At 69.8% G+C, this 22,425-nt stretch carries 19 protein-coding genes and 1 pseudogene; 13 read left to right on the forward strand and 7 right to left on the reverse strand.

Annotated features, from left to right (window positions below):
- Positions 1-57: 57 nt before the first annotated feature.
- The 3 genes from ACIRG5_RS41750 to ACIRG5_RS41760 all read left to right on the forward strand — a co-directional run bounded on the left by ACIRG5_RS41750 (position 58) and on the right by ACIRG5_RS41760 (position 3,859).
- Positions 58-612, forward strand: coding sequence for an RNA polymerase sigma factor (locus tag ACIRG5_RS41750; protein ID WP_402915840.1), 555 nt, complete (start codon positions 58-60; stop codon positions 610-612).
- Between the two features lie 29 nt (positions 613-641).
- Positions 642-1,667: a hypothetical protein gene (locus ACIRG5_RS41755; protein ID WP_402915842.1), complete on the forward strand. Its 1,026-nt coding sequence runs from the start codon at positions 642-644 to the stop codon at positions 1,665-1,667.
- Positions 1,668-1,930: 263 nt separating this feature from the next.
- Entirely contained in the window at positions 1,931-3,859 is a 1,929-nt protein-coding gene (locus ACIRG5_RS41760) for a glycoside hydrolase family 44 protein (protein ID WP_402915844.1), read from the forward strand.
- Between the two features lie 196 nt (positions 3,860-4,055).
- On the opposite strand, the gene ACIRG5_RS41765 is transcribed toward ACIRG5_RS41760, so the two are convergent.
- The gene (locus ACIRG5_RS41765) at positions 4,056-4,451 is read right to left on the reverse strand and encodes a RidA family protein (protein ID WP_402916007.1); all 396 of its coding nucleotides are present in this window, start codon (positions 4,449-4,451) and stop codon (positions 4,056-4,058) included.
- Between the two features lie 97 nt (positions 4,452-4,548).
- On the opposite strand from ACIRG5_RS41765, the gene ACIRG5_RS41770 reads away from it, so the two are divergent.
- The gene (locus ACIRG5_RS41770; RefSeq protein WP_402915846.1) at positions 4,549-5,526 is read left to right on the forward strand and encodes a helix-turn-helix transcriptional regulator; all 978 of its coding nucleotides are present in this window, start codon (positions 4,549-4,551) and stop codon (positions 5,524-5,526) included.
- 2 nt (positions 5,527-5,528) lie between these two features.
- Entirely contained in the window at positions 5,529-6,737 is a 1,209-nt protein-coding gene (locus ACIRG5_RS41775; protein ID WP_402915848.1) for an MFS transporter, read from the forward strand.
- Here ACIRG5_RS41775 and ACIRG5_RS41780 read toward each other — a convergent pair.
- Positions 6,734-7,285, reverse strand: coding sequence for an SLC13 family permease (locus ACIRG5_RS41780; RefSeq protein ID WP_402915850.1), 552 nt, complete (start codon positions 7,283-7,285; stop codon positions 6,734-6,736). The two genes, ACIRG5_RS41775 and ACIRG5_RS41780, sit on opposite strands and share 4 nt — an antisense overlap.
- Before the next feature lie 39 nt (positions 7,286-7,324).
- Positions 7,325-7,501 (reverse strand): hypothetical protein, encoded by a 177-nt coding sequence (locus tag ACIRG5_RS41785; RefSeq protein WP_402915852.1) that lies wholly within the window; start codon positions 7,499-7,501, stop codon positions 7,325-7,327.
- A gap of 273 nt (positions 7,502-7,774) precedes the next feature.
- Between ACIRG5_RS41785 and ACIRG5_RS41790 the strand changes: the two are divergent.
- From ACIRG5_RS41790 to ACIRG5_RS41800, 3 genes and pseudogenes are all read left to right on the forward strand, one after another.
- Positions 7,775-7,927, forward strand: a pseudogene (locus ACIRG5_RS41790) (hypothetical protein); the annotation flags it as partial.
- A gap of 196 nt (positions 7,928-8,123) precedes the next feature.
- Positions 8,124-9,521: an acyltransferase family protein gene (locus ACIRG5_RS41795; RefSeq protein ID WP_402915854.1), complete on the forward strand. Its 1,398-nt coding sequence runs from the start codon at positions 8,124-8,126 to the stop codon at positions 9,519-9,521.
- A gap of 104 nt (positions 9,522-9,625) precedes the next feature.
- Positions 9,626-13,198, forward strand: a complete 3,573-nt coding sequence (locus ACIRG5_RS41800) for a S8 family peptidase (RefSeq protein ID WP_402915856.1) — start codon at positions 9,626-9,628, stop codon at positions 13,196-13,198.
- Between the two features lie 54 nt (positions 13,199-13,252).
- Here the strand turns inward: ACIRG5_RS41800 and ACIRG5_RS41805 are convergent, their stop codons facing one another.
- Positions 13,253-13,819, reverse strand: coding sequence for a TetR/AcrR family transcriptional regulator C-terminal domain-containing protein (locus ACIRG5_RS41805; protein ID WP_402915858.1), 567 nt, complete (start codon positions 13,817-13,819; stop codon positions 13,253-13,255).
- Positions 13,820-13,872: 53 nt separating this feature from the next.
- Here ACIRG5_RS41805 and ACIRG5_RS41810 point away from each other — a divergent pair, with 53 nt between their 5' ends.
- From ACIRG5_RS41810 to ACIRG5_RS41825, 4 genes are all read left to right on the forward strand, one after another.
- Positions 13,873-15,123, forward strand: coding sequence for an FAD-dependent monooxygenase (locus ACIRG5_RS41810; protein WP_402915860.1), 1,251 nt, complete (start codon positions 13,873-13,875; stop codon positions 15,121-15,123).
- Positions 15,124-15,209: 86 nt separating this feature from the next.
- The gene (locus ACIRG5_RS41815; RefSeq protein WP_402915862.1) at positions 15,210-15,920 is read left to right on the forward strand and encodes a hypothetical protein; all 711 of its coding nucleotides are present in this window, start codon (positions 15,210-15,212) and stop codon (positions 15,918-15,920) included.
- A complete protein-coding gene (locus ACIRG5_RS41820; RefSeq protein ID WP_402915864.1) occupies positions 15,917-16,588 on the forward strand; it encodes a DUF4166 domain-containing protein in 672 nt (223 codons plus the stop codon). The genes ACIRG5_RS41815 and ACIRG5_RS41820 overlap by 4 nt, the downstream gene beginning before the upstream one ends.
- Positions 16,589-16,697: 109 nt before the next feature.
- Positions 16,698-17,861 carry an LLM class flavin-dependent oxidoreductase gene (locus ACIRG5_RS41825; RefSeq protein ID WP_402915866.1) on the forward strand — a complete coding sequence of 388 codons (1,164 nt, stop codon included), beginning with the start codon at positions 16,698-16,700 and terminating at the stop codon, positions 17,859-17,861.
- A 5-nt stretch (positions 17,862-17,866) separates the two neighbouring features.
- On the opposite strand, the gene ACIRG5_RS41830 is transcribed toward ACIRG5_RS41825, so the two are convergent.
- Complete coding sequence (locus tag ACIRG5_RS41830) at positions 17,867-18,283, reverse strand: MarR family winged helix-turn-helix transcriptional regulator (RefSeq protein WP_402915868.1); 417 nt, start codon at positions 18,281-18,283, stop codon at positions 17,867-17,869.
- An 83-nt stretch (positions 18,284-18,366) separates the two neighbouring features.
- Between ACIRG5_RS41830 and ACIRG5_RS41835 the strand changes: the two genes are divergently transcribed.
- Positions 18,367-19,179 carry an SDR family NAD(P)-dependent oxidoreductase gene (locus tag ACIRG5_RS41835; RefSeq protein ID WP_402915870.1) on the forward strand — a complete coding sequence of 271 codons (813 nt, stop codon included), beginning with the start codon at positions 18,367-18,369 and terminating at the stop codon, positions 19,177-19,179.
- A 117-nt stretch (positions 19,180-19,296) separates the two neighbouring features.
- Here ACIRG5_RS41835 and ACIRG5_RS41840 read toward each other — a convergent pair whose 3' ends face one another.
- The gene (locus ACIRG5_RS41840; RefSeq protein ID WP_402916009.1) at positions 19,297-20,709 is read right to left on the reverse strand and encodes an ATP-binding protein; all 1,413 of its coding nucleotides are present in this window, start codon (positions 20,707-20,709) and stop codon (positions 19,297-19,299) included.
- Positions 20,709-22,376, reverse strand: a complete 1,668-nt coding sequence (locus ACIRG5_RS41845; protein WP_402915872.1) for an FAD-dependent oxidoreductase — start codon at positions 22,374-22,376, stop codon at positions 20,709-20,711. The genes ACIRG5_RS41840 and ACIRG5_RS41845 overlap by 1 nt, the downstream gene beginning before the upstream one ends.
- Between the last annotated feature and the right edge of the window lie 49 nt (positions 22,377-22,425).

A 22,425-nucleotide genomic window follows, 5' to 3' on the forward strand; every position in this document is an offset into this window, starting at 1 on the left:
TTGGCGCGCGTTGGCAAATACGGGGTGCAAGGGCGAAGCGAAACCCCGAGGAGCTTCATGTCGTCAGACGCGGAACTGATCGGCAGATCACTGCGCGGAGACACCAACGCCTTCGTGGAAGTGATCAGCCGCCACGAGACCGCGATCGGGAACTACCTCGCGCGCAGAGTGGGGCGACAAGCAGCCGAGGACGTGCTCGGCGATGTGTGGGTGGCGGCTTACGAGTCCCGTGCGACCTACGACCGCTCGCATCCCGAAGCCAGGCCTTGGTTGTACGGCGTCGCGCTGAACAGGTTGCGCCGGCACTGGCGGTCGGAACCGGCGGAGGAACCGGCGCCGGACCTGAGCCGTGTGGCGAGCGACTGGGATCCCTGGCCGGCGGTGGACGCCCGCGTGGACACACAGGCGTTGCTCCGCAGTGCGCTGGCCCGCCTCAAACCGGAGGAACGGGAAGTGCTGGGCCTGGTCGCCTGGGAGGACCTGACCGTCGCGGAGGCCGGGCGAGTGCTCGACATCCCCGCGGGCACGGCCCGCCGCCTGTTGCACCAGGCGCGCAAGACGTTGCGTGAGACCCCCGAGGTGGCCGCGCTGCTGCAAGTCCCGACAACGTGAAAAGACACCCCATGGATGAAATGGATCTGATGAAGAATCTGCGTGAAGTGCCGTCCCCTGGGCCGGAGGCCTACGACCGTGCGCGCACGGCGTTGCACACGGCGATGACGGAACCTGTGGCCACGGTCGTGCGACCGAAGCGCTGGTTCTCCTGGCCCAAGGTCAGCGTCGCCGCCGTGGGTGCGGCAGCCGTCGCCACGGCCGTGGTGATGGGCACGACGGGCGGCAGCGTCCCGACCGGCCCTGCGATCGAGGCAGCCCCGCCGGTGGTCGAGTCACCGCTCGTGAAACTGGCCTCCGAGGTCAAGGCCGCGGCCACGCTGATGGGTGACTCGTCGCTGGTCATCGGCACGAAGACCGCGCCGGACGGCTCGCCGTACGTCTACTACACCGTCTACACCGACAAGGGCCAGGTCTTCAAGGGGGACTCGGCGAAGACCCTGGGGGCCTCGGCGGCGAAGAACGAGGACCAGGCTCGGCCGTTCGACGCGAAGGTGATGGCGGCGGCTCGCCAGGCCGCGAACGGCGACGTGGAAAAGGCCAGGGTCGCGATGGTCACCGCCGCAGGCAACGCCCTGGGACTCGGCCTGACCCCCGCCGAGGCGGACAAGGCCTGGGCGGACGCCCAGGCGGAGGTCGACGAGATGTTCCGCAAGGCCGGCAAGGAGGTGCTGCCTCCCAGGCCGCGTCCGACGGGCAAGGACCTGGAGAACCGCATCGGCAACCACCTGTGGAGCAACGCCACGTACGCGCTGTTCGTCGGCGCAGCCAACGCCGAGGTCCGCGCGGGTGTGCTGAAGCTCCTCGCCACCATCAAGGAGGCGACTGTCGGAGAGACCGACGTCGACGGCCAGCGCGCGCTGACCATCGGCGCGAGCCCTGACATCCTAGGCGGTGACGCCTCGGCGAAGCTGACCATCAACGCCGACAACGGACTGCCCATCCGCGACGAGACCTTCCCGGCCGAGAACTCGCCGAACCCGTCGAAGTACGCGGTGGTGACCTACAAGTCGTCCCGCGTGAACCTCGCCGACGTGGCGGCGGGCAAGATCTGATCCTGCTGGAGCACGCACTGTCCTGGGAGAGCTTCGGTCCTCTCAGGACAGTGCGGTGCCCGGCTTCAGGCCACGCGACACGGGAAGAGCGGCGCGGTCAGGGCGAATGCCGATGATCGGGTGAACGCATTCGTCCGAATCAGGTCTTCGACTCGAACGCCGTCGATTCGACCTGTTCGTGCTTGACGCTTTGCGCGTTTCCCGCGACCGTCCTGTGGGCACATATCCACGCACTGGATCGGGCGGGGGCGTCTGTGGTCGGTATGCGGCAATGGCGGAAGGCGCGTTCGATCACGGCCACGGGCTCGGCGGCGTTGCTCGTGGCAGCGACGTTCACGGTCCAGGCGACTCCGAACGCAGCGGCGGCCACCGGGCCCGAACTGTCGGTGGACGTGTCCGCCGCCCGGCACGCGATCAGTCCCGGCATCTACGGCCTGAACGGCGGCGATCCGGCGTTCAACGCCGAGATCGGCCAGTCGGTGGCGCGCTGGGGCGGCAACGCGTCCAGCCGCTACAACTTCAAGAACCACACGTACAACACCGGCAGCGACTGGTACTTCGAGAACATCGTCGCCGACGAGCAGCACACCCTCGAGTGGATGGTCGGGTCCAACCTCGACCGCGGCATCAAGCCGGTCGTCACCGTGCCCATGGTCGGCTGGGTGGCCAAGGACTCGCCGTCGTCGCACCCGTTCGCGTGCGGTTTCCCGGCGACCAGGTACCCGCGGCAGGACGGCTTCGACGAGTGGGACCCCCACTGCGGCAACGGTCTGCTCAACGGGGCGAACCTCGCCGGCGTGCCCGCGGACACCTCGGTCAGGGCCGGCGCGGCGTTCGCCGGCGAGATGGTGTCGCACCTGGTGAGCAGGTTCGGCACGGCGGCGCAGGGCGGCGTGCCGATCTACGAGCTCGACAACGAGCCGGTGCTGTGGGCCCACACGCATCGTGACGTGCATCCCGAACTGGTCTCGTACGACGAACTGGGAAGCAAGGGCACGGCGACCGCCGCGGCGATCAAGGCCGCCGACCCCGGTGCCGCGGTCCTCGGCCCGTCCGGCTGGGGGTACTGCGAGTGGGTCGCGTCCGGTGTGGACGGTTGCGGGCCCGGTGCCGACTCGGCCGCGCACGGCGGTCTCAACCTCTCGCAGTGGTACCTGAAGAACATGAAGGACTACAGCGACGCCCACGGCGGTAAGCGTTTCCTCGACTACTTCGACCAGCACTTCTACCCGCAGATCGGCGGCGGCAAGGACCCCGAGTCCAACGCCCTGCGGCTGCGGTCCACGAGGTCGTTGTGGGACCCCACCTACGTCGAGGAGTCCTGGATCGGCCCCGGCGGGGTCAACGCGCCGCCGTTGCAGTTCATCCGCACGATGAAGTCGTGGATCGACCAGTACAACCCCGGCACCAAGACCGCCATCACCGAGTACAACTGGGGCGCGCTGGACGACATCAACGGAGCGCTGACACAGGCCGACGTTCTCGGCATCTTCGGACGTGAGGGCCTCGACCTCGCCACGATGTGGGGTGAGCCCAAGCCGACCGATCCCGGCGCGTACGCGTTCCGGATGTACCGCAACTACGACGGCGCGGGCAGCCGGTTCGGTGACGTCAGCGTGTCGGCGACCTCCGCCGACCAGGGCAGGCTCGCGGTGTACGCGGCACAGCGCTCGTCCGACGACGCGCTCACCGTCATGGTCGTCAACAAGACCGGCGAGGACCTGACCTCGCCGCTGTCGACGGCCGGGTTCGACGGAACCGCTGCGGCGCAACGGTTCACCTACGGCCCGGCGAACCTGGGCGGGATCGTGCACGGCGCCGATCTCCCGGTGATCGACGGTCGTGCCGACGCGACGTATCCGGCGAACTCCATCACGCTGCTGGTGCTGCCGCCCGCGGGGTGTTCGGCGAGCCTGCACGTCAACGGCGACTGGAGCACCGGACACGTCGCGACGGTGACCGTCACCAACGACCGCCACACGGCGATGGCCGGATGGCGGGTCAGCTGGACGTGGCCCGGCGGCCAGCAGGTCACGAACTCGTGGAGCACCAGCCTGAAGCAGGACGGCACCCGCGTGGTCGCCGCGGACGCCGGGTGGAACGGCTCCATAGGTGCGGGTGGCAGCACCACGTTCGGGTTCCAGGCAACCGGCGGAGCGGCCGCGCCGGCGTTGCACTGCACCCCGGTCTGAGAAGCCGATCGACGACGTCTCCGGCCGGCGTGGCGGGACCTGCCCGAGGAACTCCGTGACGGAGAGGACCCTGTCCAGCCGGCGGGCGGCGTCCACTCCTGCATCACCTGCAGGAGTTCCTCATCCACGCAGAACATCGTCTCGTCCCGCGTCATGCCGGAGAGGGCGCCGATGTGCCCGGATCAGCCGGACGCACCTACGCGACCGCCGTGCCCTCCAGCTCGACCATCAGGTCCGGGATCGCCAGCCGCGTCACGCCGAGCATCGTCGTGGGCGGCGCCACCCGCGCCTGGCCGAGCCGGGCCGCCAGCACGCCGTAGTGCTGGAACAGCAGGTCGACGTCGGTGGTGTAGACGGTGAGCCGCACGAGGTTCGCGAGCGACATCCCCGCCTCGGCCAGCACCGCTTCCAGGTTGTCGAGGCTCAACGTCAACTGCGCCGCCATGTCCCCGGCGTGCTCGGGCTTGCCGTCGCCGTTCATCGAGGTCTGGCCTGCGCAGAAGAGCGTCCGGGTCTGCCCGGTGACGACCTCGCCCTGGTGGTACCCCAGCTCCGCCGACCAGGTCCACGGGTTGACCGGCGTTCGTTCCACTGCCACAACAGCTCCATTCAGGATTCCCGGATGTCGCTGTGCAGCCTCGCAACCGATACACGACATCCTGTGTCGTGTATTCCCGTAGGGTTTTCGCATGCGTGCCGACCGGTTGGTCTCACTGGTCCTGCTGCTGCGCCGGCACGGTCGGCTGTCCGCGACGGCGCTGGCCCGCGAGCTGGAGGTCTCCACCCGGACGGTGCTGCGCGACATCGAGGCGCTCTCCGCGGCGGGCGTGCCGGTCTACGCCGAACGCGGCCGGCACGGAGGTTTCGCGCTGCTGCCCGGTTTCCAGACCGAACTCACCGGCCTGAACCACGACGAGGCGCTCGCCCTGCTGGTCGCCGGTTCACGGCGCGGTGCCCAGGTGTTCGGACTCGGTTCGGCCCTCGCCTCGGCCATGCTCAAGGTGGTCGACGCGCTGCCCGAGAGCTACCGGCAGACGGCGGCAGGTGCGGCGGAACGCCTGCTCATCGACCCGGAGACCGATCTGCTGTCGCGTCGCGCGGTCGAGGAGGAGCTGCCGGACGCGGTGGTGGCGGAGGTCCGGCGCGCGGTGTTCGCGGGGCACCGGCTGCGAATCCACTACGAGGCGCACGAGAAGGAACCCGAGTGGCGGACGGTCGACCCGATCGGCCTGGTCACGGTGCGGGAGCAGGGTTATCTGCTGGCCCAGAGGTCGGGGGAGGACCGCACGTACCGGTTGTCCCGGATCCTGGCCGCCGAGGAGCTGGACGAACCCGCGCGGCGTGCCGACCGGGTCGACCTGGACCGGGCCTGGCAGGAACGCGGCACGCGGTTCCGGGCGGGTGATGACCAGGTCACCGTGCTGGTGCGGGTGCGTCCGGCGCGGCGCGAGGAACTGGTGGGGACCGCGCTGGCCGTGCTCGCCGAGGAGACTGAGGACGGGTGGCAGCGGATGGAGGTCACCTTTCAGGACTCCCGGCACGCCGAGTGGGCGGTGTGGCGGCTGTCCGTGGGAGTGGAAGTCCTTGAGCCGCAGTGGTTGCGCGCCGCGCTGAGGGAACGGGCGATGGCGGTCGCCGCTCGGTACGGCGATGGGGTGGGGGAGTAGCGGTGAGTCCTGAGCACGACTTCGGTCGCTACCTGAACGCGCGGGTGCTGTCGGTCGTCGGCGCGGTGGTGTCGGCGGTGGCGCTGCCCGTGCTCGTCTACCAGCTGACCGGCTCGGCGGGTTGGACGTCGGCCGTCACGGCGGCGGAGGCGTTGCCGTACCTGGTGTTCGGGCTGCTGGCCGGTGCGCTCGCGGATCGGCTGGACCGCCGCGTGATGATGGTGGCGATGGACTTCACGGTCGCCGCCGTGCTGCTGAGCGTGCCGCTGGCGTGGCTGGCGGGCGGACTGACCGCGCCGCACGTCGTGGTGGTGGGGTTCGCGACGCAGACGGCGTTCGTGTTCTTCGACGCGGCCAACTTCGGAGCGCTGCCGGCGTTGGTGGGCAAGGAGAAGCTGACCACCGCCTACTCCAAGCTCTACGGGCGCACGACCGTGGTGGAGCTCGTCGTGCCGGGCGTGACGGGGCTGCTCGTCGCGATCGTTGCTCCGGCGGCGCTGCTGGCCGTGAACGCGCTGACGGCTGTGGGGTCGGCGTTGTTGTTGCGCGCGATCACCAGCAGCATGGCCAATCCACGGCCGGTGCGCGGCGCGGGCGAACTCGCCCACGACGTGCGCGAAGGGCTGCGGTTCCTGTGGCACGAGCCGGTCATCCGGATCCTCACGCTCGTGGGCGCCACACACTCCGTCGCCAGCGGCTCCTGGATGGCGGTGCTCGTGCCGTTCGCCGACAAGGTGCTCGGTGTCGCTCCGAAAGGGGACGCCCGGCTCGCGGTGTTGTTCACCTGCTGGGGAGTGGGCGCGGTGATCGCCTCCCGGTTGTTCCCGCGGGTGACGGCGCGCTGGGGCAACGCGAAGGTGTCACTGGCCGCGCTACCGCTGTCCGTGCTCGGCGGAGTCCTCGTTCTCGTCAGCGGACATTGGCTCGTCCTCTGCGTGACCGCGACGTACTGGGGCATCACCGGCGCGCTCGTGGTGATCAACGGGATCACCTACCGGCAGCAGGTGTGCCCGGAGGAGTTGCAGTCGCGGGTGAACACGACGGCGCGGATGGTCGCCTGGGGTCTCGGCCAGCCCGTCGGTGCGGCGCTGGCCGGAGTCCTGTCGGTCGCACTGGGTGATCCACGGGCCGGCCTCGCCGCCGGCCTCGCGGTGCTGCTGGCAGGCGTCGTCACGGCGTGGGTGTCGCCGGTGCTGCGACAGGCGGCCTAGAAGTACCGCAGCCACACGTAACCCCAGGCCATCGCGGTGCTCACCAGCGTCACGACGATGCCGTAGCGGGTGAACTGCCAGAAGCTGATCCTGTGTCCGGCGCGGGCGGCGATGCCCAGCGCGACGACGTTGGCGCTGGCGGCGACCGCCGTGCCGTTGCCGCCGAAGTCCGCGCCGAGGGCGAACGACCACCACAGGGCACGGCCGGTGCCGGTGTCGGGGATCTCCGCCACCATGCCCTCGACCACCGGGGTCATCGTGGCCACGTAGGGGATGTTGTCGAAGAACGCGCCGAGCACGCTGGAACCGAACAACAACGCCGTGGCGGCCGCGAAGTAGTTGTCGCCGAAGGCCGATACCGCCCACGTGCCAACGGTTTCGATGACGCCGGTGTGCACGAGTCCCGCCACCATCACGAACAGGCCCAGGAAGAACGTGAGCGTGGGCCACTCCACCTCGGCCAGCACGTCGCTCACGTCCGCCCGTGTCACGAGCAGCATCACGCCCGCGCCGACCAGGGCGACGATCGCGGGGTCGAGGTGCAGCACGGAGCAGGCCGAACCCGGCCACCACGCCCGCGAAGACGATCAGGCAGCGGCGCAGCGCTGGTGACCCAGACCGGTCAGACCCGCCAGGATCAGCCCGGCGGCGACGAGAAGTGCGTGCGGCGCGGTGATCCCGGCGATCAGCAGGGCCAGGGCGATCCCGAGCAGGACCCGGTTCAGCGGCCGTCGAGTGCGGGCGGGTCGGCCGGTGTGGACCACGGCGCCTCCCAGCGGCGGTCGGAGGTGTGTGCCACCGGCGATTCCTGGTCGCCGCTCCTCTGACGATCCGTCCTGTCACTCAACTACCGGCCGTCAGGAGGGGTGGTCCGGGACGAAGTTGGGTGTTGTCACGGATGTACTGGAACGCGTTCGGGCGTCAGCCTCGCAGGCGTGTCAGGAAGTGATCACAGTTCGCCATCACCAGAGCGGACCTATCGGCCGGAACTGCAAGGCTTGCGCGCGGTCGCCGCACTGCTCGTAGTCGTCTACCACGTGTGGCTGGGCCGCGTTTCCGGTGGCGTCGACGTCTTCTTCCTGATCTCCGGGTTCCTGGTGACGGGACAGCTGGTGCGAGCAACCGGGCGCGGCCGGCTCGACCTGCGCGTGTTGTGGAGCAGGATGGTCAAGCGGCTGCTGCCCGCGGCGATCGTGGTGCTCGGCGCGACGCTGGTGGCCGGGGCGGTGCTGTTGCCGGAGAACCGCTGGCCGCAGACCGTGCGCGAGGTGGTCGCGTCCGCGCTGTTCCTGGAGAACTGGCAGCTGGCGTCGGATTCCACGGACTACTACGCGCAGCACGAGCAGGCGAGCGTCGATCCAGGGTCAGTTCTACTTCGTCTGGCCGTTGCTGGTCCTGGTGGTCACGCTGCTGCGCCGATCGCTTTTCCGCGTGCTGTCAGCGGTTTTCGTGCTTTCGCTCAGCTGCTCGGTGTGGCTCACCGCCGTCGACCAGCCGCTGGCCTACTTCCACACGGCGACGCGGATCTGGGAGTTCGCCTTCGGCGGTCTGCTGGCGTTGGCCGTGTCGCGCATCGACCTCGCGAGTCCTTTGAGGACTTTCCTCGGATGGGCGGGCCTGCTGGGACTCGTGGTCTGCGGGGTCGTGCTGGACGTGGGCGCGGGGTTCCCCGGCTACCTGGCGTTGTGGCCGACGACGTGCGCGGCCGCGGTGATCGTCGCCGGAGCCACCGGCAGCAGGTTCGGCGCGGACCGCCTGCTGGCCGCCGGGCCGCTGCGGTACCTGGGCGACCTCAGCTACGCCCTCTACCTCTGGCACTGGCCGGTGCTGGTGGGCTGGCTCGTGCTCAGTGGCCGCACCGAGGTCGGCGTGCTCGACGGAGTGGCGATCATCGGAGCGTCACTGGTGCTCGCGGCGGTCACGCACCACCTCGTCGAGCAACCCATGCGCAGGTCCCGATTCAGGGCACGCACGCTCACGGCTCTGCTGCTGATCCCGCTACTGGTGGCGACGACCGTCCTGCAGCCGACGGGACCGCGCGAGGTGGCCGCGCAGATCCCGGCCACGGACTTCGCGGCGCTCGACGGCCAGCACTGCGCGAGATCAGTGCACAACCAGGAACTCGACATCTGCTACGGCCCGGTCGAAGGCACCCCGGCCAAACGCGTCGTGCTCGTCGGCGACTCCCACGTCCAGCAGTACCTCGCCGCGTTCGCGCCGATCGCGGAGCGCCGGAACTGGCAGCTGATCGTCATGCTCAAAGGCGCCTGCCCGTTCTCCACGCGGTCGGAGAAGGTGCCCGGCGACCGGTCCTGCGAGCGGTGGAACGAGAGTGCGGCGACCGAGATCATCGGTCTGCGGCCCGACTTCGTCTTCACGCTCGCCACCCGCAACGTCCAAGTAGGACTCACCGAGCAGACGCCACCGGGGTTCGTCGACCGCTGGCGCCAGCTCGACGCCGAACAGATCCCGGTGGTCGCCGTGCGCGACAACCCCCGTTACAGCTTCTCGGTGCTCGACTGCGTGCAGGTGCACGGCCCCGCGGCCCGCTGTGGCGCGCCCCGTGCCGACCTGCTCGCACCCGTTCCGCCGTACGCCCTCCTCGACGTGCCGGCCAACGTGTCGTTCCTCGACTTCAGCGACCACCTCTGCGCCGAGGACCAGTGCCCGCCCGTCGTCGGCGACCTGCTGGTCAACTTCGACGACAACCACGTGAGCGCCACCTTCATGCGTTCGCTGTCGCCGGTGGTCGAACTCGCACTCGACGCCGTGACCGAGGCCTGACCGTGAAGATCCCGGTTGTTGTGAAGAGGTCATGAAGATCGCAGACGCGACGATTCGCGCGCCCTAGGTTCGGGGCACTGGCCATCCCTGCTCGAAGGAATCGCATGTGCAGAAAACGAAGCGCGGCTCTCGCGGTCGCGCTCCTGCTCTCCGTCGCGGTGGCGAAACCCGCGGCGGCGAGTGGACCGCAGCCGCAGGCCGCCGGCACGCCCGGCATCGTCACGCTGATCACCGGCGACCAGGTCGTCGTCGACGGTGACCGCGTCTCGTCGGTGCGGATGGCGAAGGGCCGCGAGCAACTGCGTGCCTGGCGCTACCGGCTCGACGGCCACGACCACGTCGTGCCGCAGGACGCGGTCGCGGACCTGAAGGCCGGCAAGCTGGACAAGCGGCTGTTCGACGTCACCGGACTCGTCCAGCAGGGCTACGACGACCGCAACGAGCCCACCGTGCCGACGATCGTGACCGGTGCCGCCGCCCTGACCGCGGGCGTGAACGCGGTCTACATCCCGAAGACCGAGGCGGCGGGACGGTGGCGTGCGCGAGGCTCTGCCCGTCTCGCAGCGGAGAAGATCTGGCTCAACGGCCGGGTGCGGCCGACGCTCGACGAGAGCGTGAAGCAGATCGGTGCGCCCAAGGCGTGGCGGGCGGGCTTCCGCGGTGACGGCGTGAAGGTCGCCGTCCTCGACACCGGGTACGACACCGCGCATCCGGACCTCAAGTCCGTTGTGGACACTTCGGCGGACTTCACCGGCGAGGGCGTGCGGGACACCGACGGGCACGGCACCCACGTGGCGAGCACGATCGCGGGCAGCGGCGCGGCCTCGCAGGGCCGCTACCAGGGCGTCGCACCCGGCGCGAAGCTGCTGGTCGGCAAGGTGCTCGGCGAGTTCGGCGGACGGGAGGACTGGGTCCTCAACGGCATGCGGTGGGCCGTCGAACAGGGTGCCGACGTCGTCAACATGAGCCTCGGCGGCGGCGTCACCGACGGCACCGACCTGATGTCCCAGACGGTCAACGAGCTCTCGGCTTCCAGCGGCACGCTGTTCGTCATCGCGGCGGGCAACTCCGGTCTGCGCGAGAGCGTGGGCAGCCCCGGTGCCGCCGATCGCGCGCTCACCGTGGCGAACGTGACCAAGCGGGACGAGCTCAACCTGACCTCGAGCCAGGGACCGCGACTGGGCGACTTCGGGCTGAAGCCGGAGATCGCCGGACCGGGCACGGACATCGTCGCCGCGCGGGCGGCAGGATTGCTGCCCGAGTACGCGGTGGGCGACCACTACGCGCAGCTCTCCGGCACGTCGATGGCGTCGCCGCACGTCGCCGGTGCCGCCGCGATCCTCGCGCAGCGGCACCCGGACTGGACCGGTGAGCAGATCAAGAACGCGTTGATCGGCTCGTCCCAGCGACTGCCGGGCATCTCCACGCTGGCCCAGGGCGCGGGCAGGCTCGACATCGCCCGTGGTGTCGCGCAACAGGTCCGGGCCGAGGGCGTGGCCGGGTTCGGCACGGTGTGGGGCACCGCCGAGTCGACCCGCGAGATCACTTACGTCAACTCCGGCGGCAAGCCGGTCACCCTGGCTCTGGAACTGGAGGTCGACCGGAGGAACGTGCTCTCGGTGCAGAAGTCGGTGACCGTGCCCGCCGGTGGTTCGGCGGCGGTCACGGTGACCGCGCGTCCCACGGCGCAACCGGCGGGCGAGCTCACCGGGGTGCTGCGGGCGCGTGCCGGTGACGTCGTGCTGACGACCCCGGTGACCGGGCAGTTCAACGGCGAGAAGCGGACGCTGACCGTGAAGGTCCCACCGAGGTCCGGAGAGTCCTTCCAGTCCCTGGTGATCGTGCAGAACGAACGCACCGGCCAAGCGTTCGGGGACTTCACCTTCACCGACTCGCTGAGCCTCACCGTGCCGGGCGGTCCCTACCGCGTGCTGGGGCTAATCGCGGAGCTGACCGGCGACAACACGTTGTTCGCACAACGCGTCGAAGTCGCCGGGGACACGACGGTCGACGCGAACACCAAGGCGGGCAAGCCGATCACGGTCGGGGTGGACGACCCGGACGCGCGGTCCCAGCTCGGTGGCGGGTTCGGGCTCCTGTCCGACCCCGACGAGTCCGGACCGCTGGAGTCCGCGGGCATCCTGCGCGGCGGCGGCGTGCCGAAGGAGGGCGCACGGCTGTACAGCGTCGCCGGCCCGGACGTCCGCGGTCTGTCGCTGACGAACCTGAGCTACTGGAACCACCCGTGGGCGTTGACGACGTTGAACGGGGCTGGAGGGTTCGAGCTCGGCGAGACGTACTTCCCGTGGACCACCGACTTCAGCGGCAGCCACACCGGCCGGCTGGTCGGTGTCGGCGAGGCTGATCGCGCGTCGATCGAGGCGGCCGACGTCTCCGGCGCCATCGCGGTGATCACGCCGAAGAACTGGGACGACCCGGTGTACCCGCCGGGCGAGCAGTTGATGAGCGGCGTGGAGTTGTTGAAGCAGAAGGGCGCGCGGGCCGTGCTCTCCTACTTCAACCCGACCATCGACTCGGGTTCGGCCGCCGAACCCGCGCTGCCCACCGGCCTGATCTTCGACTCCGCGGAACTGCGCCGTGTGCAGGACCTGATGGCGCAGCGGACCGTGGAAGCCACGATGTCCGTGCGTGCCAACAGTCCTGTGTCGTACTTCCTCGGCCAGGAGGTCAAGGGACTGCCCGGCGGGTACGACTTCAAGTTCGCGAAGGCCGGCCTCGGCCGGATCGAGCGCAGGCTGATCGACACCATGCCGGCGGGCACCTACCGGTTCGGTGCCGCGTCGTGGACCGTCGGGCCGATGCGGGCGGGAGCGGACGTCGAGTCGAAGTGGCCGCAGCGCCGCACCGACTACATCTCGCCCGCCGCCGCGGTGCAGCTGTTCGACGCGGGCGCGTTCCTGCCCGACGGCCGCCAGCCGTACTCGGAGATCACGCTCCCGGTTTCGGTGAAGGCGGGGGAGAAGCGGACGTCCCGTGTCTTCGCCGCGCCGTTCGGCCCGGAGTTGACCACGCTGCCGATCGCGCGGGCGGACGCCAAGCCGCTGCCGTGGGCGTACCGGTCGCGTGACCGGATCAGCCTGATGATCCCGATGTTCTCCGACAGCGATCCCGGCACGGTCAGCTACTTCGACCCGTCGCACACCGGCACCACCGTGCTGTCGAAGAACGGCAGGGAGATCGGCCGCGGCAACGACCGGCCCGCGCTGGGCACGTTCGACGTGCCTTCCGGCCCAGGCTGGTTCACGCTGGCCACCGAGGCCGTGCGACCGACCGGCAACCTCACTCCCGCACTGTCCACAAAGGTGCGTTCGGAGTGGCGGTTCCACGCGCGGTCCGGCACGGACGAGCGGGCCGCGTTGCCGTTGCTCGACATCCGGTACGCGCTGGACCTCGACGACCACAACACCGCGCACGGTCCGGTGCGCGGCACGGTGTCGGTCGCGCACCAGCCCGGTGCCCCGTCGGCGAACGTGCGGTCGATCGGGGTGGAGGTGTCCTTCGACGACGGCGTGACCTGGCAGCGCGTCAAGGTCGTCGGCGGCAGGCTGGAGCTTCCGGCCGGAACGACGGGCTTCGCGTCGTTGCGCGCCACGGCCGTCGACGTTCTGGGCAACTCGGTGACGGAGACGATCACCAGGGCCTACGCGGTGAAGTAGGACCGCGCGGGGTGCCCTGCTCGGGGGCAGGGCACCCCTGCGAGGCTGATCTCATCAGCACAGCAGCTTGGCGATTCCGAACTCGAACCGCGCGTCGAACGACTCCTCGGCGAGGAAAGGCAGAACGCGCTCCAGTGCCGGTCGTGCTCCGACGGCGAGAGTGCCCGAACCGCGGGGCAGCGCCTGTTCCTCCTGCGTCAGGCCGAGGATGAAGTAGATGACGCTCCAGCACGTCCACGCGGCGTCCCGGGCGGACAGCCCGCCGTCCAGCAGCGCGGCGACGAGCGCTTCCGCCATGTCCAAAGTGGCCGGTTCCGCGGCATAGGTGCCCGCAACGACAGCGGCGCCGTCGCGATGTGCCAGCAGCGCCTGCCGATAGCGGCGCGCGATCTCGGCGGCCCGCTCGCGCCAGTCCTCCGGCAGGCCGTCGAGGGAGACGCCCGCGACGATCGCGTCGGCCATCAGTTCTTCGAGCCGTGCCTTGGTCTTGACGTGCCAGAGGACGGTGTTCATCCGCACGTCGAGCTTCTGCGCGATGGCACGCATCGACACGGCCTCGGCGCCGCGCTCGTCGAGGATCTCCAGCGCGGTCCGCACCACGTCCGCTTGACTCTTGATCACTGACCTAGTCTACTCGACCGCGAAGCATTGGTCAGTGACCAAGGGAGTGAGTCATGCACGACGTCGTCATCGTGGGCGCGGGGCCGACCGGGCTCTGGCTGGCCGGGGAACTGCGGCTGGGAGGGGCTTCCGTGGTGGTGCTGGAAACGCGGCTGGAACGGGACTCGAACTCCAAGGCGCTCACGATCCACCCCCGCACGATCGAGATCCTCGACTGCCGGGGAGTGGCGGAGCCGTTCCTGGAGGAGGGCATCCGCATTCCGAACGGGCACTTCGGCGGGCTGTCCGACCGCATGGACTTCTCGGCGCTGGACACGCCGTACCCGTTCACGCTGGCGTTGCCCCAGGTCCGCACCGAGGAGTTGCTCGAACAGCGCGCCGTCGGCATGGGCGCGACGGTGAGGCGGGGATGCCGGGTGGTGGGCCTGACCCCGGAAGGTGTCGAACTGGCTGACGGCGAGGTCGTCCTCGGACGTCACGTGGTCGGCTGCGACGGCACCCGCAGTGTCGTGCGGGAGGCGGCGGGCATCGACTTCCCCGGCACCGACGCGACGACCTGGGGCTGGCTGGGCGACGTCGTCCTGGACGACCCGCCCGCGCGTGGGTTCGCGAGCGTCACGGGTCCTGACGGTGGCCTGATGGTCGTGCCGCTGCCCGGTGGCGTGCACCGCGTCGTCGGCGGCGATCCCGCCACGAACCGGCCCGAGTGGCCTGGCGAGCTGACCCTCGACGAGCTGCGTGCCACGGTCAAGGCCATCGCCGGCACCGACTTCGGCATGCGCGACCCGAAGTGGTTGTCGCGCTTCGGCAACGCCACCCGCCAGGCCGCCGCCTACCGCTCTGGCGCCGTTCTGCTGGCGGGCGACGCCGCACACATGCACTTCCCGACCGGCGGAGTTGGCATGAACGTGGGCATCCAGGACGCGCACAACCTCGGCTGGAAGCTCGCCGCCGTGGTCGCTGGACGCGCGGACGCCGCGTTGCTCGACACCTACCACTCCGAGCGTCATCCGGTGGGCGCCGACCTGCTTCAGCACACGAGGGCGCAGACCGCCCTGATGACGGCGTACTCGTCTGAAGGACAGGCGTTGCGCGCGGTCGTCAGCGGGCTGATCGCCTCCGCACCGGACATGTCCCAGCAGCTCGCCGAACGACTGTCCGGCCTCGACGTCGCCTACGCCACCGGCAGGCGTGTGCCCGACCAGCGGCTACCGGGCGGCGACAGGCTCTTCGAGCGGTTGCGCGGCGGCGGCCACGTGGAGACCGAGGCCGGTCTCGTGCGACCGGACGGGCATCTCGCCTAGCCGTACCTGGTCACCACCTGTTTGAGCATCTGCTCAAATCTGGTTATCCTGCTGTTTGAGCAGATGCTCAAACAGCAGGGGGTCACATGGCGCGACGACGAACGCTCTACGTGGAGACGGTGATCCGGGCCGACCTCGACGACCTGTGGCGGCAGACGCAGGAACCGCGTCTGCACCAGCGGTGGGACCTCCGGTTCACCTGGATCGACTACCTGCCGAAGGCGGAACCGGCCGCGGCGCAACGTTTCCGGTACGCCGTCCGCGTCCTGCCCGGTCTGACGGTGGACGGGACCGGCATCAGCGTCGGTGAGCGCACCAGGCCTGACGGCTCGCGGACGTCGGCGCTGCGGTTCAGCTCGGCACATCCGCTGTCCCTGATCCGCAGCGGGTCCGGCTACTGGCGGTACGTGCCGACCAGCGCGGGGGTCCGGTTCCTCACCGGGTACGACTACCAGCCGGGCTGGGGCCGCCTGGGTGCGCTGGCCGATCGCCCGTTCCGTCTCCTGCTGGGGTGGGGGACGGCGTGGTCGTTCGATCGGCTTCGGCTGTGGCTGGAGCGCGGCGTGCCACCGGAGGTGTCGCTTCGGCGAGCGCTGCTGGACGCCGGAACGAGGCTCGCCGTCTGCGCCGTCGCTTGGTGGGCCGCACCGGTCGTGCTCGCCGCGGCCGTCACGCTCGCCGCCCTGCTGGCCCCGCCGTTGCCGTCCACGCCGGCGGCCAGGAGGTGCCGGCGCACCCCGCCGGACCGCCGTTCGTCGACGGCGCCGTCCACCCTGTCCACTTTGGAGCATCCATGACGTCGATCTTCCAGCGCGCCCTCGGCGACGACTTCGACCGCCTGCACCCGCAGCTGCGACGCCGATTCGGCTTCGCCAGCGCGGACGGCGTGGCCTGCGTCGGCACGGGCACGATGGACCGGGTGTGGCACGGTCGCGGTTTCACCCGGCCGTTCCTCTGGCTCGGGGCCAAGCGCCACATCCTCCTGCCGGGCCACGGCCGCGACATCCCGTTCACCATCGAGAACTACCCCTACCGCGACTCGCTCGGCCGGGAGACGGTGACGTTCGTCCGCACCTTCGACTTCGACCGGCCCCGGCGCTGGGACGCCACGATGATCTACAGCCCCGAGCGGGGGACCGTCGTGGACTATCTGGGCACGCACCAGCACGTCTCCGTCGACCTGCGCCTGTCCGTCGACGAACGCGGCGGGCTCCTGATCCGCAGCGGCGAGCAGCGCTTCCACGAGGGCCCGCTGCACTTCCGCATCCCCCGCCTGGTGACCGGTACCGCGGAGGTCCGCGAGTCCTTCGACGACGAGCTGGGCCGATTCCGCATCAACGTCGAGGTCACCAACCACCGGTTCGGGCCGCTCTTCGGCTATCACGGCACCTTCACCTGCGCCTACCCCGAAGGCGATCTCGTGCCGGACGCGGTCAGGCCGGTGCGGGAGCAGGCAAGGGTCTGATCAGCGCGCCGGACTGCTCCGTTCGGGGATTTTGTATTGCCCGCGTAACGACCTGATCGCTCACAGAGACATCAGCCTTGGTGTCCGCGCGAGGTGAGGGTGTGTGCCGATGAAGATCGATCTGTTCAACGAGATCCAGAACCCCGGCCCTGCCACCGAGCAGTTCCGCTTCCGCCAGGCCCTCGACCAGGCCCGGCTCGCCGACGAGCTCGGCTACGGCTGCTGGTGGCAGGTCGAGCACCACGGAGCGGGCGAGTTCAGCCTGTCCTCCGCGCCCGAGCTGATGCTCGCCGCCCTGTCCCAGCAGACCTCCCGCATCCGCCTGGGCCACGCCGCCGTGCTGGCACCCGGCCGCTTCAACCACCCGATCCGCGTCGCCGAACGCGCCGCCACCCTCGACCACCTCAGCGGCGGTCGCGTCGAGCTCGGCCTCACCCGCTCCACCATCCCCGAGTGGAACCTCTTCGGCGTCGAGCCCGCCGACGCGCGCTCCCAGACCGCCGAGGCGTTCGAGATGGTGCCGAAGATGTGGACCACCGACCACTTCTCCCACACCGGCGCGCACTACGACGTCTCCGACGTCTCGATCATCCCCAAACCCCTGCAGAGCCCGCACCCGCCGCTGTGGCAGGCAGCCGCGTCCCCGACGTCCTTCGAGGAGGCAGGCCGCCGCGGCGTAGGGGTGCTCGGCACGACGATCTGGGAGTCCATCGACCGGGTCGCCCGCATGATCGACCTCTACCGCGCGGCCGCCGCCGAGTGCACCGAACCGGTCGGCTCGTTCGTCAACAACCAGGTCGCCTACTTCACCTTCGTGCACTGCGCCGAGACCGACGAACAGGCCATGCGCAACGGTGCGGCCGCCGCCGCGGCCTGGTACACGGTGACAGCGCTGCGCTTCTTCAACGCCGCGGCCGAGTTCGCCGCGACCATGCAACGCCACCAGGACATCCTCGCGGCCGGCGACGGCGGCCTCACCGGCGAGTTCCTGCGCGCCGAGGTGGACGCCGCCCCCACCGACGCGCAGCTCGTGATCGGCCGGATCATCCAGGGCGAGGACGTTCCGGAGGACGAGCTGTTCGAGGTGCTCTCGGCGCAGCAGTCGCTGATCGTCGGCAGCCCGGACACGTGCCGCAAGAAGCTGCAGGCGTACGCGGACCTCGGGATCGACCGGCTGATGTGCCTGCAGCAGATCGGGCCGATCGGGGCGGACGAGGTGATGACGAGCATCAGGCTGATCGGGGAGCTGATCCCGGAGTTCGACCAATCCTGACCCGGTCACCCGAGCCCGAGTTTGTCCAAAATGGACAGCAGTGTGGTCATGTCATCAGGTTTCAGGGCCGACAGTGGACTGTGCTCGACCACGATGCTCATGACCCGCGAACGCACCTGCGCGCCTTCGGTGGTGAGGACGAGCGCGCGCGAACGCCGGTCTCGCGGGTCGGGGACTCGTTCGACCAGTCCGCGTGCGGTGAGCTGGTCCGCGACGAAGGAGAGGTTGGGGGCGTTGCAGTGCAGGCGGGCAGCCACCGTCTTCATCGACGGTGGCTCCTCATCCGGATCGAGCGCCCAGAGCGCTTGGGCGGTCGCGGTGGTCAGACCCAGTTCCGCGAGGGGTCCGGTGATCGCCGCCTCGGTGCGCATGAACACCTCGTGGATGGCGCGTATGGCCGCCACCGGTCCTTCCTCGCTCATGGGAGCAGTCTAACTTGCTTCGAGTCTCGAACTTGTTATGCTCGCCACGAGATAGTTCGAGACTCGAACGACTGGAGCAGGTCATGGACTCCTTCCACGGCGTCGCCGCGCTCGTCACCGGAGCGTCGAAAGGGCTCGGGCGTGCGTATGCGCTGGAACTGGCACGCAGGGGCGCCAACCTGGTACTGGTGGCGCGCAGCACGGCAGCGCTGGAAGCCCTTGCGGCAGAGGTGCGGGCCGCGCACGGCGTGACGGCCGAGGTCATCGCGGTGGATCTCGCGGCCCCTTCAGGCCCCGAGAACCTCGTCAAGGCCGTCGCCGACCGCGGTCTTCAGGTCGACCTGCTGGTGAACAACGCCGGGTCGGGCTCGGCCGGCAGGTTCTTCGAACGTCCCTTCGCGCAGAACACCCGGTCCGTCGCGCTCAACGTCCGAGCGCTGATGGAACTCACCTACCTGTTCGGTCGCGAGATGGTGGCCAGGGGAGCGGGTGGCATCATCAACGTGGGTTCGACAGCGGGGTTTCAGCCGATGCCCTACCAGGCGAGCTACGCCGCGACGAAGGCGTTCGTCCTGTCGTTCACCGAGGCCGTCGCCGAGGAACTGCGTGGCTCCGGCGTCCGCGTCATGGCCGCGCATCCGGGAGCGACTGACACCGGCTTCTTCGACGGCACAACGGCCACGATGGATCCGCGCGTGACCGACTCACCGGAGTCGGTCGCCGCACGCACGCTCGACGACTACGCGCGCGGGCGCATCGCCTCCTATCCCGGCCGCGGCGTCAACCGGCTGACCACGCTCGTGGCGCGGGTGATGCCCCGCCGCGCGGTCACCAACGCCGTTGCCGCCCTCAACCGCAAGCTCGGCCTCGACGTCGTCACCGATCTGACTGAGTGATGACGAAATGTCCCTGCGGTGCGACGATTCGGGTTTGTATGCCCGACGGGCAACTCGGATCAGCTGTACGGCCAGCACGGAACTCACTTGCACATTTCGACCGCGGTGCGCTGTCCGTCACGGTCCCACCGCGTCCAGGGGCAGCAGGACCTGGAACCGCGTGTCGCCCGGCTGCGACTCCACGCGGATCGCGCCGTGGTGCTTGTTGACCACGATCCGCCACGAGATCTCCAGCCCGAGCCCGGTGCCCTCCCCGACCGGCTTGGTGGTGAAGAACGGTTCGAAGATCCGGCTCTTCACCTCCCCCGGGATTCCGGGGCCGGTGTCGCCGATCTCCACGACGAGGTGCTTGTCCTGCCTGGAGGTCCGCACGGTCAACGTGCCCGAACCTGCCATCGCGCTCAGGGCGTTGTCGATCATGTTCGTCCACACCTGGTTGAGCTCCCCGGCGTACGCGGGGATGTGCGGGAGCGTCCGGTCGTAGTCCTGGACCACCTGGACGTTCCCGAGTTTGCCGCCGAACATGACCAGGGTGGAGTCGAGCAGCTCGTGCACGTCGACCACCTGGAACGGCGCGCGGTCCATCTGCGAGTACTGCTTGGCTGCACCGACCAAAGTGGACACTCTGGTGGTGGCGTCCTCGATCTCGTTCATCAGCATCTCGGTCTCGACCGTGTACCTGAGCCAGTGCACGGCGGATCCGGTGACGGCGGCCGGGCACGCGGTGAGCGAGTTCTCCAGCCACTCGACGTCCAGTCCGGCGGCGACGAGGACGGGTGCGACGTCCCAGCCGCCGCTGATGCCGTGGTCGTCGAGCCAGTCGGCGACCTCGTCCTCGGCGTCGCTGGCCTGCAACGGGCTGAGCTTCGGCGCCTTGGCGACCTGTTCGACCGCCTTCTCCTGGAGCTTCACCAGGGAGGGCAGCGTGGCCGGGTCGATCGCCCCCTGCGACAGGAGGGCGAGTTTGTGCCGCATGCCCGCGACCCGTTCGCGGAGTGCCGCGGTCGCTCGCACGGCGGCCGCGGCCGGGTTGTTGAGCTCGTGGGTGAGGCCTGCGGACAGCGCTCCGAGCGCGGTGAGCCGTTCGTGCTGGCCCACCGTGGCCTGGGTGTTCCGCATACCCCAGAACAGGCCTTCCAGCAGGTGCATCGCCATGGGGAACCACGCGCGGACCATCGGCCCGAACTCGTCGGCGTCGAACTGCAGCATCGACGTGGCGGTGATCGACTCGACGGTCATCTGGTAGGTCGGCTGGTCGAGCTCCAGGTAGGCCTGGGTGGCGCCGAAGTACGAGCCGCGCAGGTCGCTGCGGCTCACCTCGATCCGCTGGCCGCCGATGGTGCGGCACAGGGCGACCGTGCCTTCGAGCAGCACGAAGAAACACGTCGCCGGCTCGCCCTCGGTGAGCACGGGCGTGCCCGCCTCGCGGGTCTCGACGTGGCCGTGCTCGGTCAGCCAGTCCAGCTGGGTCTGGTCGAGCTTCTCGAACAGGAACAGTTCGCGCAGCTCAGCCGCGGTGAGCCTCTCCATCACGACCTCTCCAGGTAACGGTGGACCAGCGTGACGGCCATGGCGCCCTCGCCGACCGCGGACGCGACCCGTTTCACCGAGTCCGCCCGGACGTCGCCCGCGACGAACACGCCGGGCACGTTCGTCTCCAGGTGGTACGGCGCCCTTTCGAGGTCCCAGCCGGGCGGTGAGCCGCCGAGGTCGGGGCCGGCGAGCAGGAACCCGTGCTCGTCGCGTTCCAGTGTGCCGTCCAGCCAGTCCGTGCGCGGGGCGGCGCCGATGAACGCGAACAGCCAGCCCGCCGGAACGGTCGTCGTCTCGCCGGTCTTGTTGTGCAGCAACGTCAGCGTTTCGAGGTGATCCTCACCCGTGCCACCGCAGACCTCGGTGTGCGTGCGCACCTCCACGTTCGGGATCGCCGCGAGCTGGTCGATCAGGTACCGCGACATCGACGACTCCAGCGAGTCGCCCCTGACCAGGATCACCACCTTCCGCGCGTGCCCGGAGAAGTAGACGGCCGCCTGGCCCGCGGAGTTCGCCCCGCCGACCAGGTAGACGTCCTGACCGGCGCAGTTCGGGCCCTCGGTGGTCGAGGCGCCGTAGTACACGCCCCGCCCGGTCAGCTCGCCGAGTCCGGGCGCGTCGAGCAACCGGTACGAGACGCCGGTGGCGAGGATGACGGTGTGGGCGGCGAGTTCGGTGCCGTCGCCGAACCGCACGACGCGTGCGGCGCCCCGGCGTTCGAGGGCGACGACGTCGCGGGTGGTGAGCAGCTCGACGCCGAACTTCACCGCCTGTCTGCGGGCCCGTTCGGTCAGTTGCCCGCCGGACACCCCGTCGGGGAAGCCCAGGTAGTTCTCGATGCGGCTGCTGGTGCCGGCCTGACCACCCGTCGCGATCCGTTCGACCAGGACGGTCCGCAGTCCCTCCGACCCGCCGTACACCGCGGCGCCGAGCCCCGCGGGCCCGCCGCCCACGACGATCAGGTCGTAGAACTCGGCCGACGGCTGGGTGCTCAGGCCCACCTCGGCGGCGAGCTCCGCGTCCGACGGGTCGACCAGCGCGGTGCCCTGAGCAGTGACCACGACCGGCAGCGTGGCCCCGTCCTGATGCGCGGCGGTGAGCAGGCAGCGTGCCTCCGGCTCGTCGAGCGCGTGCCAGCGGAACGGAACGTTGTTGCGTGCCAGGAAGTCGCGCACCTCGTAGGAACGCGGCGACCAGCGGTGCCCGATCACCCGCACCCGCTGCGGTGGCTGCCGGTCGCTCACGGCCCAGGCGCGCAGCTGCTCGTCGAGCACCGGGTAGAGGTTCTGCTCCGGCGGGTCCCACGGCTTGAGCAGGTAGTGGTCGAGGTCCACGACGTTGATCGCCTGGATCGCGGCGTCGGTGTCGGCGTACGCCGTGAGCAGCACCCGGCGCGCCTGGGGGAACACGTCCATGGCCTGTTCCAGGAACTCGATGCCGCTCATCTGCGGCATCCGGTAGTCCGCGAGCAGCGCCGCGACCTCCTCGCCGCGCAGTTTGATCTCGTGCAGGGCCTCCAGCGCCTGGGGGCCGGACTCCGCTCGCACGATGCGGTAGTGCTCGCCGTACATCCGGCGCAGGTCGCGCGCCACCGCCCGCGACACGGCGGCGTCGTCGTCCACCGTGAGAATCGAGGGCCGCGCGACGCGGTCGGCAGTCGTCATGTGCTCAGTCAAACACCAGAACTTGTCGATGACAGCAATCGAGGTACCG

Source organism: Lentzea sp. NPDC102401, from assembly GCF_044765805.1.
Lineage (GTDB): Bacteria > Actinomycetota > Actinomycetes > Mycobacteriales > Pseudonocardiaceae > Lentzea > Lentzea sokolovensis.